The organism is Sphaerisporangium perillae (assembly GCF_023276435.1).
Classification (GTDB): Bacteria; Actinomycetota; Actinomycetes; order Streptosporangiales; family Streptosporangiaceae; genus Sphaerisporangium; species Sphaerisporangium perillae.
Window position 1 is genome coordinate 214,200 of record NZ_JALLPO010000004.1, and the last position, 13,937, is coordinate 228,136.

The window sequence follows — 13,937 nt, forward strand, 5'->3', positions numbered from 1 at the left end:
GGGTGGGGGTGTGACGCGGAGGGGGCGGGCGGGGGGGGGTTGGGGGCCGCCCGCCCTCCCGCCACGGGGGGCGCCCCTCTGAGGAGGCAGGAAGGGCGCCCTTTGGGGTGAGGTTCTGGTGCGAGGGACCTCAGGCGGCGTAGCTCGGGTAGCCGTACCCCGCGACCTGCGAGGTCGGGCGGGTGCGGATCTCGACGGCGCCGTTGCCGGTGTTGCCCTCGACGGTCTTGATGGTGCCGTCGCCGTTGTCCTTGATGACGAAGCCGACGTGGTCGATGTCGTCGAAGTCCTTCTGGCCGCTCCAGGCGAAGAACACGACCGCGCCGGGCTTCGGCGTGTCGCCCCAGCGGTCGTGCGCGGCGAACCACTTGGCGTGCTCGACGGTGTAGGCGTCGCTGCCGACGGTGTCCTGCATGCCGAGCTGAGTGCCGACCCAGGAGACGAACATGTCGCACCACGAGGCGTTCGCGAACCCGGCGATCGAGCCCCCGTCTCTCGCCACGGTTTCCTTGGCCCGGGGGGAGTTCATGTACCAGCTGTGGAACTTCGTGCCCCCGCCGGCGCTGTCCTCGGAGATGCCGACCTGCTTCTCGGCGAGGCTGAGGAGCTGCTGCGCGGACACCCGCGCCGGGGTCCTGGCGTGCTTGGCCATCGCGCCGCCCGCGACCTTGACGATCCCGTCCTTCGGGGCGGAGTCGGCGTGCGCCGCGAGAGCGGTTCCGGTCACGGCCTGAGCGATCACGAGTCCGCCGAACGCGAAAGCCTTCAGTTGGTTCTTCGGGGTATCCAGAAGCCGATGTATGAACATGGACAAGTGGGAAACTCCTTCTTCCAAGCCGCCTACCGGGTTAGCTGACGGGTTCGGGCGTGAAGGTTCGTCCTACGGGCGCGTCCGCGGGCGCGCTCGATTCACCCCAAGGGATGTGGGTCCCCGGCTCCGCGTGATACGGATTCGGCGGTAGCACGTCACGGCGGGAGATGGATCTCCGCGATGGACCGGCCGCGCTTTGGCAATCCCGGCGGCATGGGCGAGTCGCCCAGATGGGCGGTTCCCGTGCCGGGATTCCCATGAGAGTAATACATCGGACAAACAGCCGCAAACAGGACAAACGTCTTGGCTGCTTCTGGGGACGCCACGGCAAAGCGGGCCGCCTCCGCTTGATCGACGGTCGGCTCGGAAACCGCTTACCACGCGGCTGATCTGCGTCGGCCTGAGTAAAGACCTCAGTCGGGGGTAGAGAAGGGAGATCTTTTCTGGGAGGTCAGGGACGATCTCCCAGCCGTGGGTGAAAGTGATACTCGAGACGAGTGGCACCCCTGTTGTCAAACGTCACCCTCGCGACAGGAGTGATCTGACGGGGCCGCTGTGACCCGCGACCGGACACCCTCCGGGGCGCGGCCCGGAGTGATCCGGGAGGCGTGCCCGGCGCCGGCGGCCGGGTGTCGGGAGGCGGGAAATCCACGTGGGAAAGGAATGGCGCGCCCGGCCGGGAAAGCGGATTACGCCGTCCATGATCCGCGGATAGGCCCGTCTTGACCGTTCTTGTCCGGTCCGATCGCCGTTATCGGGCGTGACCGGCATTTCCCCATCTGGGAACGGCCCGGCCGCCGTTGTCCGCTGTTCATCGGCCGTTCCCCCCCGCGTCGGATCGCGCGGCTACGTTGCATGCGTCGTGAACGTGTCAATGCCCGGCGTGGAGAGGAACGGTCGAAGCCGCGTGCGGGAGCAGGGGTCGGCCGTCGCCTGGGTGGAGTCCCCCCTCCAGCTGCTGTGCGCGGTCGAGGCACGGCACGCCGGAGTGGTCGGGCCCGGCACCCGTGTGGTGATCCGCGGCAGGCTGCCCGGCCTCCGCGTGACCCGCGCCGAGCTGGACGCGCTCGACCTGCCCGCCGGGCTGCGCATCGAGACCGCCGAGCAGGCCATGCCGCGCCCCGGGCGCCATGCCGCCTGGGTGCTCGGGGACGCCTTCTCCGGCAGGATGCAGCTCACGTCGCTGACCGCCGCCCCCGCGCGCATGGTCGTCGTGGACGACGGCCTGGCCACGATCCGCCTCCTCGAGCTGCTCACCGCCGGGCCCGCCACCCCGCTGCTGCGCGCCCGCGCCGAGGCCCGGACGTCCCGGCGCGCCCTCGGCCTCGCGGCCGGGATCCGCCTGCGGGCCGCGGCCAGGGCGGGGAGGCTCACGGTGTTCACGGCCCTGCCCGTCCCCGCGAAGCTCGCGAACGCCGTGCGGGAGCTCGGGGCCGAGCTGATCACCCACGACTTCGCCTGGCTGCGCTCCCAGCCCGCCGTCGCCCATCCCCGTCCGCGCGAGAACACGGTGGTCCTCGGCACCTCGCTGGTGCGCAACGGGCTGATCCACCGTGACCGCTACCTCGGCTGGCTCTTCGCGCTCGAAGGGCCGCTGGCCTACTACCCGCACCGGCGGGAGGACCCGGGCGACCTCGCGGCGGTCCGCGACCACCCCGGCGTCACCGTGTACGACGGCGGGGTCCCGGTCGAGATGACCCTGCGCGACCTGCGCCCGGGCCAGCGCGTGCTGAGCCTGCCCTCCACGGCCGTCACCTCGCTGCGCGTCCTGCTGTCCACGCGCGGCGTGCCCGTCGAGACCGTGGACGTCCCCGACGACTGGTGGACCCCCTCCGCCTCCGTCTCCCTCCGATCGCATCTCCAGATGTTCGCGCACGAAAGGGCTTCTCCTTGAGCCGGGTTCTCGCTGTGGCCGATTCGGACTCCTATCTGAAGTGGGCGGCGGGCCTGCTCGACCAGCTCCCGGCCGGTTGGACCTCGACGCTGGCCGTGGTCCGCACGCCCATCGTGCCCTCTCTCGGGCAGATCGCCGCCGCGGTCAGCGGGACGCGGTCCGCCGAGGCGGACCCGCCCGCCGTCGTGTCGGCGCGGGCACTGCGCCGGCTCGCCGAGCGGGTCAGGCCCGACGCCATCCTCCTCGCCTGCACGGGCCCCGTGGTGGACGTGCTCGTGAGCGACGTGTTCGACGGGCTGAGCCCTCGTCCGGCGCTCGTGTCCGGCCTTCCGGGCATCTCGATCCCCGCCACCGAGAAGGCCTGGCTGTACCGGGGCGGCTGTGACCTGTTCGTCGTGCACAGCGGCAGGGAGGTCGAGGAGTTCGGGCGGATCGGCAAGGAGCTGGGCGCCGCCGGCTCGATGGCCCTGGCCCGCCTTCCCTACCTCGACCACGGCGGCCGGGCCGGGAACACCGGCGACCGCCTGGTCTTCCCGCCCGCCCTCGCCGCCCCGGCCCCGGCCACGCCCGGGGCCGCCCAGGTCCCGCCCGTGAAGCGCCGGGTGGTGTTCGCCACCCAGGCCAAGGTGCCGAAGCGGCGGGAGGAGCGCGAGAGCATCCTGCTGTCCCTGGCACGGCTGGCCGATGACCGTCCCGACCTGGACGTCGTGGTCAAGCTGCGCGCTCTGGAGCACGAGCGCCAGACCCACAACGAGCGGCACCACTACGAGCGGCTGTGGCGGTCGCTGGCGGAGACCGGCGCGGTGCGCCCCGGCGCCGTGCGGTTCGCCGCGGGCGCCATGCACGAGCACCTCGCCGAGGCGGCGGCGTTCGTGACGGTCAGCTCGACGGCCGCTCTGGAGGCGATCGCCGGCGAGGTCCCCCTGCTGATCCTGTCCGACTTCGGGGTCAGCGCGGAGATGATCAACCTGGTCTTCGAGGACAGCGAGTGCCTCGGCACCTTGGAGGACCTGGCCCGCGGCGACTTCCGGCAGCCTGCCGCCGCCTGGTGCGACGCCAACTACTTCCACGATCCGGCCGCGAGCGACTGGGTGACCCGGCTCGGCACGCTGGTGGAGGACGCGCGCGCGGGCAGGCTGGGCCCGGTGCGGCCGCTGCTCGCGGGCCCCGAGCACGCCGCCGCCCGCCGCCGCGCCCGCCTGCGGGTGGAGGTCCCTCCGAACGTGCTCCGCGCCGGCTACCGCACGGCCCGCCGCATGCGCCGCTACCTGAAGGCGCTCGGCTAGCCCGGCATCTCGCGGCGGCCCGCCGTATCGATCCGCGTCGGCGATCCCGCGGGTCGATACGGTTAGCGGGAGAGGGCGCGGCGCAGGCGGCTGAGGGGGCGGGGCCTGGCGGGCTCGGAGGCCGGCAGCAGCCCGACGGAGGTCAGGCGGCGGTTCTTGAAGTAGCGCGGGTCGGGGCCGTGGGTCTCGATGTGGCGGGCGGCGGCGTCGCGAAGCGCCGGGTAGGCCTCGCTCTGCATGCAGAAGCCGACGGCCTCGACCAGCGAGGGCAGGTCGGCGGCCGGGGGCTCGGTGATCGACCCGTCCTCCGAAAGGCGCGGCACGGTGGCGTCGACGATGGTCACCGGGATGCGGTTGCTGTTCTCGTAGGGCGCGAGCCGTTCGAGCACCGTGTCGCAGCCCATGGTGGCGATCGGGATGCCGAACAGCCGGTGCGCGGTCGTCAACGCGGTGGAGAAGCAGCCGACGACCAGCTTCGGGCGCAGCGCCAGGAAGCAGGCCTCCGCCGGCACGGTCTCGCCGGCCACGCTCAGCTCGACGCCCAGCTCGCGCGCCACCGCCCGCATCAGGCGGGCGTGGTGGCCTCCGGCCGCCGGGTGCGGCTTGAACAGCACGCTGCGGTGCCCGCGCGCGGCGAGGGCGCGCAGCATGGCCGCGTGCAGCTCGGCCTCCTCCTCGGCGGTGACGATCTCCAGGGCCGAGAGGTACTGGCCGAGGATGACCGCGTCGCCGGACAGGCCGCTGGCCGGCGGCATCTCCTCCAGCACCTTGCGGAACGCCGCGTCGGGCAGCGGGTCGGGTGCGACGCCCACCTCCCGCAGCAGGAGCGGGGTGAGGCCGGGCACCAGGTCGAGGTGGAGGAGCCGGGTGATCCGCCCGGAGATCTCCTGCGGCAGCGGGTCGCGCGTCGGCCCGTAGCTCATCAGCCCGTCGGAGTACACGGTGATCGGGCAGTCGCGGATCAGCGCCGCCACCGTCCTGGCCGGCGGCACGGCCACCGACTCGAGGATCAGTTCGGCCGGGCCGTCGTCCAGCGACAGGTAGGAGCGCACCAGGCGTTCGAGCATGGGCACCTCGATGACGCGGGCCTTCCAGTCGGAAGGGTGCAGCGGTGCCAGGATCTCGTTCCAGGACCGGACCTCGTCGAAGCGCGGCCGCAGCGCGGCGAAGCCGGGGGCCTCGTCCAGCGACGGGGTGATCTCCGGGATCGCGGCGTTGTTGGACACCAGCAGGATCCTGCGCCCGTCGTGCGGGCCGAACCTGCCCGCGTCCATCGCGGCGGCCAGCGTCATCGTCCCGAACAGTGTGGAGCTGTAGAAGACCTGGGTCATGAGAGGCGCTCCTCGGGCTCTGTGCGACGTCGGGGGAGCAGCGGGCCGAGCAGGGCCAGGCGCTCGGCGTCCAGCCCGGTCTCCTCCAGCATGGCCGCGGGGAGGCCGGCGAGGACGTCCTGCGCCCTGGCCTCGAAGCGGGCCCGCAGGGCGGGGGAGAACCGGTCGCCGAGCTCCAGGTGGTGCGCCAGCAGGGCGCAGAAGGTGCGCACCGCCTTGGGCAGCAGGTGCGGCTCGCCTTCGATCTGCTTGAACACCAGCTCGAACGCGTCGAAGAAGTGGAGCTGCCGCTCGTCGCCGACCTGGGTCAGTGAGGAGGGCACGAGCCGGCGGTAGAAGACCCCGGCGATGGAGGCCACCGCGAACGAGCGCGCCTCGCGGTGCAGCCGCCAGATCCAGGGGCGGTCCTCGGCGGTGTGCAGGTGGCCGGGGAAGGCCAGCAGATCCCCGAGCGCGCGCCGGTAGACGCCCGCCCAGGCGTAGGGGTAGTCCACCATGGTCTTGGCGCCGGCGGGCAGGATGCGGTCGCGGGGGTCGAGCACCACGCCGCGCCTTGCCTCCGGCGCGCGGTGGACGACCCGCTTGCGCCCCTCGACCTGGACGTGGTCCACCCGGACGAAGTCGCAGCCGAGCCCGTCGATCGCGGCCACCAGCTCGGCGAGGTACCCCCGCGCCAGCCAGTCGTCACCGTCCAGGAAGGTGACGTACCGGCCGGACGCGAGGGACAGGCCGTGGTTGCGGGCGTCGGCCAGCCCGGCGGGGGAGGCGTTGCGCAGCACGGTCAGGCCGGGCAGCTCGTCTCGGAAGTCGTCGATGATCTGCGGGGTCGCGTCCACCGACCCGTCGTCCACGACGATGAACTCGAAGTCCGGCCGCGCGTTGCGCCGCAGCGAGGCCAGCGCGTCGGCGATGAACGGCGCGCCATCTCGCACCGGCACCACGACCGACAGCGTTATCACCGGCGTCGCCCCGGTCAGACGGTGACGCGTCGCAGGCGGGCCTTCGGCGCCTCCTCGCCGGGGAACACCCGCTTGACGCCGTCGCCGAGCGCGGACTCGATGATCCGGATGTCGCGGACCAGGTGCTCCAGGCCGCTCGGCTCCAGCGAGGCGGCGTGGTCGGACCCCCACATCGTGCGGTCCAGGGTGATGTGGCGCTCCACGGTCACCGCGCCGAGCGTGACGGCGGCGAGGGAGATCTGCAGCCCCCGCTCGTGCCCGGAGTAGCCCACCGGGACGCCGTACCGGTCCTGCAGCGTGATGATCGTGCGCAGGTTGGCCTCCTCCGGCGGCAGCGGGTAGGTGGAGGTGGAGTGCATGATCACCAGCTTGGAGGTGCCGAGGATCTCCACGGCCTGGTCGATCTCCTCGAGCGTCGACATGCCGGTCGACAGGATGAGCGGCTTGCCGGTGGCGGCGAGCCGGCGCAGCAACTCGTGGTCGGTCACGCTGGCCGAGGCGACCTTGTGCGCGACGACGTCCATCGCCTCCAGGAAGTCCACCGAGGGGACGTCCCAGGGGGAGGCGAACCAGTCCAGGCCGCGCTCGGCGCAGTACTTGGCGATCTGGGTGTACTCGTCGGCCTCGAACTCCACCCGGTACTTGTACTCCAGGTAGGTCATCTCGCCCCACGGCGTCTGGCGGATCTGGTCGCGCTGGTGCATCGGCACGGCGATCTCCGGCGTGCGCTTCTGGAACTTCACCGCCTGGCAGCCGGCCTCGGCCGCGACGTCGATGAGGCGGCGCGCGATGTCCAGGTCGCCGTTGTGGTTGATGCCGATCTCGCCGATGACGTACACCGGCTGCCCCGGCCCGACCAGCGACTCGCCGATCTGGACAGGGGTGCCCTTGACGCGGATCGTGGCGCGCGGGCCCGCGGCCGTGGGCTCGGCGTCGACCGGCCGGGCGGCGAGGACGCGGTCGCACAGCTCCCGCACGGCGCCCGCGCCGCCCTGGTGGTCGAGGACGATGCGGGCGGCGGCCCGCACCCGGGGGTGGGCGTCGGGCACGGAGACCGGCCAGCCGACGAGCTCCATGCAGCCGAGGTCGTTGAGGTCGTTTCCGACGTAGGCCACGCGGGCCGGGTCCAGCCCCTCGATGCTGAGCCAGTCGCGCAGGGCGGTCTGCTTGGAGGCCAGCCCCTGCAGGACGGGCACGCCGAGCTTGCGGGCGCGGGCGGCCACCACCGGGTTGCGCTCGGTCGACAGGACGAGCAGCTTGACGCCGGACCGCTTGAGCAGGGCGATCCCGAGGCCGTCGGAGCGGCTGACGGCCACCATCTCGCGGCCCTCCTGGTCGACGTAGACCAGGTCGTCGGTGTGCACGCCGTCGAAGTCGGTGACGACCGCGTCCACGTCGAGCGGCCCCGGCCGGTCCACGAACGGCGCCAGCGCCCGTACGATCTCCAGGTCCTCGGGGGTGTCGATCTCGACGGCGTGGCGGGAGGGCACGGGCTGGACCGCGACGGTGCCGAAGAACCGGTGCCCGTGCTCGCGCAGTCCCGCGGTGCGGATGGCGTAGAAGGCGCCGGTCTCGCGGTAGTCGGGCTCGCGGTCCTGGCGGCGCGGCCGGTGGGCCGGGTCGTGGTTGACCCCGCTCACACCGCCGTCGCCGGCGCTCCACACGAACTCGTGGGTCGGCAGGCCGGAGAACACCACGTCGGCGGTGCCGTCGAGCACCTTGGCGATGGCGGCGTCCAGGTCGGCCGGGTCGATGAAGGCGCTGGTGCACTGGACGAGGACGACGATCTCGGGGTCGGCGTCGAGCTGGTCGAGCGCGTGGAGCAGCGCCGACTCGCTGGAGGCCGTCGCGCCGCTCAGCTCGGCGGGGCGCTCGATCACCCGGGCGCCGGCGGCGGCCGCCGCGGCGGCGATGCCGTCGTGGTCGGTGCTGACGACCACCTCGTCGATGAGCTCGGCCCCCGTGCAGGAGGCCACCGCGCGGGTGACCAGGGGCGTGCCGCCCACCTTGGCCAGGTTCTTGAGCGGGACGCCCGCAGAACCTCCACGGGCGGGGACGACGGCCAGGACTCGCAAGGTGACTCCCTGATATGCGGCGTGCGAGCGCGCCGGCCTCGGCGGCCTCGCGCTCGTAAGGTGTCATGCACGCTAACCAGCGGCACCGTCCAGGAAGGGGAGTGCGAGCTGAACGCCCAGCGTCACTCCTGTTAACTCTTGGAGCACCGGCCGCCGGGGGAGGGAGCCGCCCCTCACTCGATGAGCGACAGCCGCAGCACGAAGCGGGTGCCCTCGGGGACGTCCTCGACGTGCAGCGTTCCCCCGTGTGCGATGGCCACGTCGCGCGCGATGGCGAGCCCGAGGCCGGTGCCGCCCTTGTCCCTGCTGCGGGAGGTGTCCAGCCGGGTGAAGCGGTGGAAGACCCGCTCGCGGTCCTGCTCGGCGATGCGGTCGCCGTCGTTGGTGACGGTGAGCGCGGCGGAGCCGCGCGAGGCGTACACCTCGACCCTCACCGTGCTCGCGGCGTGCCGCTGGGCGTTGTCCAGCAGGTTGCCGATGACCCGGAACAGGTGGGTCCGCACGCCGAGCACGGTCACGTCCTCCTGGAGGTCCGCGATGATCGGTGTCCGGGCGGGCCGGCGCGCGATCTCCTCGGCGGCCAGCTGCCCGAGATCGACGCTCTCCTGCGCGGCGGGCCCGCCCGAGCCGAGCCTGGCCATGAACAACAGGTCGGTGACGATGGTCTCCAGCCGGTCGGTGTCGCGCAGGGCGCCGGGCACCAGCGTGCCGACGTCGGTCTCCTCGGGGTGCAACATCGCCTCCTCGAGCTGGGCGCGGAGTCCGGCGATGGGCGTGCGCAGCTCGTGGGAGGCGTCGGCGGCGAACCGGCGCTGCTGCTCGACCGAGTGCTCCAGGCGGGCGAGGGTGCTGTTGACGGTCCTCGCCAGGGTGGCGATCTCGTCGTCTCCCGGTGGCTCCCGGACGCGCCGGGACAGGTCGCTGGCGGTGATGTGGGCGAGCTGTGCCTGGATGTGGTCGATGATGCGCAGGTTGCGGTCGGCGGACTTCCAGGTGGTCCAGCCGACCAGGCAGGCGAGGGCGGCGATCTGCAGGCCGACGGCCACGTCCAGGACGCGGGTGGACAGCACGGCCGGGGTGTGCGCGGCGGCGTACACGACGGGGGAGCCGGGCGCGGCGCCGGCGAGGGTGGCCGTCACGTGGAAGCAGTCGGTGGAGAAGTTCTGGCAGGTCGTGAAGTCCACGAAGTCGTGCGGCATGACGGGCCGCAGGTCGCTGAGCGGCGGCAGCTTCTGGCCCTCGGCCGTCGAGGCCAGGATGTGGTGCCCGGGGCCGACCACCTGGATGACGGTGACGTCGTCGGGGCCGGGGGCGATGGGGTTGCGCAGTTCCGCGTCCCGGTAGGCCACGGCGACCCGCGAGGCGGCCTCCCTGGTCTCACGCCAGATGGCGTTGGCGACCGTGCCTCTGATGACGATGTCGGCCGCGACGCCGAGGGGTATCAGGAACAGGCCCGCCAGTACGAGGGCAAGGAGGGTCACCCGCCCTCTGATCGACCGAGGCCAGATGGCGGCCCATGGGAGGGGCATTGGCAAAGGCTACTCGCGCCGATCTCTTTCAAGATCCGCGAGCCGGGAAAGACGTTTCCAAGGGATGGCAAACTCCCCCGGCGAGCGCCCGGATCGCGGGGCTCCGCCGCTTAGCGTCCGGCGTGCCGGATCATCGGATCCGGTTGCCGCAGGTTGGGGTCTCCCGGTGGGGGGCGCTGACCGCTACCGTGTGCGGCAGCGATCCTTTTGAACCAAAGTGTGGGGTTATGGCGCCGAAAGCTTGGCGAGCCGGTCTGTCTTTACCGTTGACTTCTCTGCTGCTCGCCGTTCCGGCGGCGGCGCGAGCCCTACCAGAGGAACCCGCGGGGGCGGTGGCCGGACCACAAGCCGGAACCGGCCGTGCCGCGCCGGATCTGGAACGGTCCGGAGCCGCGGGAAAGGTGTTCTACGTCGATCCCCGCGAGGGCGACGACGAGGCGCCGGGGACGTCTCCCGGCAAGGCGTGGCGGTCGCTCGAGCGGGCGAGCTCGGCCCGCCTGCGCCCGGGGGACACGCTGCTGCTGAAGCGGGGCGGCAAGTGGAAGGGCACGCTGACGCTCAAGGGCAAGGGCACCAGCGCGCGGCCCATCACGGTGGGCGCCTACGGCAAGGGCGCGCGGCCGAAGATCAGCGGCAGGGAGGACGACTGCGTGGTCGTCACCGGATCGTACTGGCGCGTCTCGGAGTTGCGGGCGAGCGACTGCGGGTGGGCGGGCTTCCGCGTCGACGGGCGCCACAACGACCTGTGGGACCTGTACGCCGACCGCAACGTCACGGGCGTGTGGATCAGCGAGCGCGGCGGGCGCAACGTCCTGCGCAACAGCCAGATGGTCGGCAACGACCGGATGAGCGTCGACGACCCCGAGCCCGACAACGACTCCGGCGCGTTCGGGGTGCTGTTGAACGGCGACGACAACCGGGTCGTCGGCAACCTGATCGTCGGCAGCTACGCCGCGAGCCAGGACTACGTCACCGACGGCGCGGCCGTGGAGATCTACGACGGCGACCGCAACATCGTCGCGCACAACGTCGCTCGCGACAACGAGACCTTCACCGAACTCGGCCATCGGCCCGGCGCGACCTCCGACGGGAACCTGTTCGCCAACAACGTGGTGACCTCCTCGCGCAAGCGAGGCTCGTTCCTCATCACGCGCGGCGCCGGGCACATCGTGGGCCCGGTCAGGGGCACGGTGGCGGTGCACAACTCGGTGTACCTGCCGGCACGCGAGACCATCGGCTTCTCCTGCGCGGACGGCTGCTCCACGAAGGTCCTCAGACTGCGCAACAACATCGTCAAGATCGGTGGAACGGTGGGGTTCGAGGACGGCTCGGGGATCGACGACGCGGGCGGGGTGTACGACGGCAAGCTCGGGGAGTTCAAGCCGGGTCACCGGTCGATCCGCGCCGACCCGCGCTTCGTGAGCCGCCGTGACCTGCGGCTACGCGAGGGGTCACCCGCTATCGGGCAGGGCGTGCCGCTCGGGGCATCCTGGTACGGCGGGGCGTCGATGGCCCACGACGTGGCGGGACGGGCCATCCGCCGCTCGAAAAATCCGGATGCAGGTGCATATCAATACTGACTTGGACTTATTTCGTACATATCTCCGGAACATTCGTGAAACCTCCATCGGCAACCCTGTGTGGCGTGGTGCAGTGGATGAAAGAAACAGGAGGTCGGCCCGTACGCGTGGCGCGGCTTGACATACAGAGGCGGTGGTGAAGGTGCTGAGAGTACGGGTGTCGCTTCCTGACCGTCCCGGCGTGCTCGGCCAGGTGGCCCGGGCGTTCGGGGTTCTCGGCGCGGACATCCTCCAGGTCACGGTCCTGGAGCGGGAGGGCGGCCGGGCGGTGGACGACTTCACCCTGTCGTGGCCGGGCGGATTCGTCCCCGACGAGCTGCGCGAACGCCTGTCGGTCGTGCCGGGTGTGCGTATCGAGGGAGTGTGGCCCACCAGGGAGATCCCGGGCGCCAGCCCCGACTACGACCTGCTCGGCCACGTCGCCTCCGACGCGGGCAGGGCCTTCGTCACGCTGGTGGACGCGGTGCCCGACCTGGTCAGCGCCGAGTGGGCCGTCGCCGTGGACTCCGACACCGGCGCCGTCGTGCACGGGAGCTGGCAGGCGCCGGGCGTGGAGGAGATGCCCGACCTCACGCCGCTGCGGCCGTCGGCGTTCAGCGAGGGGCCGCTGCACCTGCTCAGCCTGCCGGTACGGGCCGCCGGTCTGCACCTGGTCGTGGCCCGCTCGCAGGGGCCGGCCTTCCACCAGGTGGAGCTGGACAAGATCGTGCGGGTGGTGGAGATCGTCGCGCTGCTCGCGACCTCGACCGTGGACCGTACGGTGGCATGACGCGGCCGGGACCCGGGACGGAAAGGCGAAGCCGCGCCGGCGGCGGGAGCCGGCGGCGCGGAGGGCGCCGCTCAGCGGCGGGGCGGGTCGATCCGGTTGCCCTGCTGCGTGAACAGCATGAGCCTGCTGAGGTCCACCGCGACGCGGCCGTGCTCCCCGGCGCGCCACACCGGACGGGAGCCGAGCCGCACCACCAGGTCGGCGCGGCGGTGGTGGCCGCTGCCGACGGGAGGCGCCTCCTCGGCGACCTGCTCCTCGGCGCCGGACATCAGGCGCCGCATCACCGCGCGCACCTTGCTCGCCGGGCCGCCGGCGGCGTGCCCGTTGCCGTTGGCGTACCCGTTGACCGTCGCCGGACCCGGCTCCGGGGCGGGCACCGCGGGGATGCCCACCTCCAGGTAGGCGAGCCATTCGTGGCCGTGGTACTCAAGCGCCCTGACCCTGCCGGTGAAGTGCGGGCCGTCGACGCCTTCGGGGATGGGCGTCAGCCCGTCCGGCCGGATGCCGACGATGATCTGGCTGCCGGTGTGCTGGGAGACCGCGTAGGCCCGGGGATCGGTCCAGGGCATCGTGATCTGGTGCAGCCCGAAGTCCAGGGAGATGTATTGGTTCTGCGGGGTCCGTACCATCGCCGACAGCAGGTTGAGCTGCTGCGAGCTGAGGAACGCCGCCACGAACGCGGTGGCCGGGTCGTTGTAGATCTGCCCCGGGGTGCCCACGTCCTGCAGAATGCCGCGGTTCATGATGGCGATGCGGTCGGCCAGCGTGAGGGCCTCGACCTGGTCGTGCGTCACGTAGATCGTCGTCACGCCGAGCGCGCGGACCAGCGAGGAGATCTCCATGCGCAGCTCGGTGCGCATGCCCGCGTCCAGGTTGGACAGCGGCTCGTCCATGAGGAACAACGACGGCTGCCTGACGATGGCCCTGCCCATGGCGACGCGCTGGCGCTGCCCACCGGAGAGCGTTCCAGGGCGGCGGTCCAGCGTCTCGTCGATATGTAAGGCGCGGGACAGCTCGATGACCCGTTCTCTGATCATGTTCGGGTCGGCCTTGGCGATCTCCAGCGGGAAGGAGAGGTTGCCGCGGACGCTGCGGTGCGGGTAGAGGGCGCCGTTCTGGAAGACCATCGCCACATCGCGGTCGCGGGGAGCGAGGTCGTTGGCGATCCGCCCGTCGAGGTAGAGGTCTCCGGAGGTGATCTCCTCAAGGCCGGCGATCATGCGGAGCAAGGTGGACTTGCCGCATCCCGATGGTCCGAGCAGGACGAGGAGCTCGCCCTCCTCCGCGCGCAGGTTCATGCGATCGACCGCGAGATGCCCCCCGGGGTACACCTTCGTCACGCTGTCGAGAACGACGGTACTCATCGTCACTCGTTCCTCCCGGGCGTGGAAGCCCGGATCCAGCCGTCATTGTGATTGATGAGGTAGTACATCGCGTGCCGGGCCGTCGTGTCCATACGTGGCGTGAGAAAACGCTCATCTACCGGTTACTTGACCGTTGTCTGTTCGTTGAGGTCAGGAAAGGTGCCGACCGGTGAGGCCCTTGGGAGGTTACATACCGTGTGATCCCTCTGGTGCCGATGAGTACCGCTCGCCTGGTCGGTCCGGGTAATGCCCGTGTAATGACGGACGTGTCACAATTTGCAGAAAGTTTCCGAAAGGTCTTTCACGTCAGTTCACATGGCTGTTACGTTCCGCGTACCC

Annotated in this window: 10 protein-coding genes and 1 riboswitch; of the genes, 4 read left to right on the forward strand and 6 right to left on the reverse strand. The window is 71.5% G+C overall.

From position 1 onward, the window contains the following. Positions 1-130 precede the first annotated feature (130 nt). Entirely contained in the window at positions 131-808 is a 678-nt protein-coding gene (locus tag MYF83_RS05820) for a CHAP domain-containing protein (protein WP_248959185.1), read from the reverse strand. A gap of 15 nt (positions 809-823) precedes the next feature. Further along, a riboswitch (cyclic di-AMP (ydaO/yuaA leader) is annotated at positions 824-968 on the reverse strand. A gap of 750 nt (positions 969-1,718) precedes the next feature. Here MYF83_RS05820 and MYF83_RS05825 point away from each other — a divergent pair. Both MYF83_RS05825 and MYF83_RS05830 read left to right on the forward strand, forming a co-directional pair. After that, a complete protein-coding gene (locus MYF83_RS05825; RefSeq protein WP_248959126.1) occupies positions 1,719-2,705 on the forward strand; it encodes a hypothetical protein in 987 nt (328 codons plus the stop codon). A gap of 14 nt (positions 2,706-2,719) precedes the next feature. After that, positions 2,720-3,991, forward strand: a complete 1,272-nt coding sequence (locus MYF83_RS05830) for a DUF6716 putative glycosyltransferase (RefSeq protein ID WP_248959127.1) — start codon at positions 2,720-2,722, stop codon at positions 3,989-3,991. 62 nt (positions 3,992-4,053) lie between these two features. Here the strand turns inward: MYF83_RS05830 and MYF83_RS05835 are convergent, their stop codons facing one another. The 4 genes from MYF83_RS05835 to MYF83_RS05850 form a co-directional block, all read right to left on the reverse strand. Then, positions 4,054-5,322, reverse strand: coding sequence for a polysialyltransferase family glycosyltransferase (locus MYF83_RS05835; RefSeq protein WP_248959128.1), 1,269 nt, complete (start codon positions 5,320-5,322; stop codon positions 4,054-4,056). Further along, positions 5,319-6,281, reverse strand: coding sequence for a glycosyltransferase family 2 protein (locus MYF83_RS05840; protein WP_248959129.1), 963 nt, complete (start codon positions 6,279-6,281; stop codon positions 5,319-5,321). Before MYF83_RS05840 ends, MYF83_RS05835 begins: the two co-directional genes overlap by 4 nt. A gap of 14 nt (positions 6,282-6,295) precedes the next feature. Continuing rightward, positions 6,296-8,356, reverse strand: coding sequence for an N-acetylneuraminate synthase family protein (locus tag MYF83_RS05845; RefSeq protein WP_248959130.1), 2,061 nt, complete (start codon positions 8,354-8,356; stop codon positions 6,296-6,298). 173 nt (positions 8,357-8,529) lie between these two features. After that, entirely contained in the window at positions 8,530-9,837 is a 1,308-nt protein-coding gene (locus MYF83_RS05850) for a sensor histidine kinase (protein ID WP_248959131.1), read from the reverse strand. 380 nt (positions 9,838-10,217) lie between these two features. Here MYF83_RS05850 and MYF83_RS05855 point away from each other — a divergent pair, with 380 nt between their 5' ends. After that, a complete protein-coding gene (locus MYF83_RS05855; RefSeq protein WP_248959132.1) occupies positions 10,218-11,465 on the forward strand; it encodes a right-handed parallel beta-helix repeat-containing protein in 1,248 nt (415 codons plus the stop codon). A gap of 136 nt (positions 11,466-11,601) precedes the next feature. After that, the gene (locus tag MYF83_RS05860; RefSeq protein WP_248959133.1) at positions 11,602-12,234 is read left to right on the forward strand and encodes an ACT domain-containing protein; all 633 of its coding nucleotides are present in this window, start codon (positions 11,602-11,604) and stop codon (positions 12,232-12,234) included. A gap of 71 nt (positions 12,235-12,305) precedes the next feature. Here the strand turns inward: MYF83_RS05860 and MYF83_RS05865 are convergent, their stop codons facing one another. Continuing rightward, positions 12,306-13,598 carry an ABC transporter ATP-binding protein gene (locus MYF83_RS05865; RefSeq protein ID WP_248959134.1) on the reverse strand — a complete coding sequence of 431 codons (1,293 nt, stop codon included), beginning with the start codon at positions 13,596-13,598 and terminating at the stop codon, positions 12,306-12,308. Between the last annotated feature and the right edge of the window lie 339 nt (positions 13,599-13,937).

Excerpts from the sequence above, each read along its gene's own strand:
- MYF83_RS05820 (WP_248959185.1), bottom strand. The coding sequence starts at position 808 with ATGTTCATACATCGGCTTCTGGATACCCCGAAGAACCAACTGAAGGCT.
- MYF83_RS05835 (WP_248959128.1), bottom strand. The coding sequence starts at position 5,322 with ATGACCCAGGTCTTCTACAGCTCCACACTGTTCGGGACGATGACGCTG.
- MYF83_RS05865 (WP_248959134.1), bottom strand. The coding sequence starts at position 13,598 with ATGAGTACCGTCGTTCTCGACAGCGTGACGAAGGTGTACCCCGGGGGG.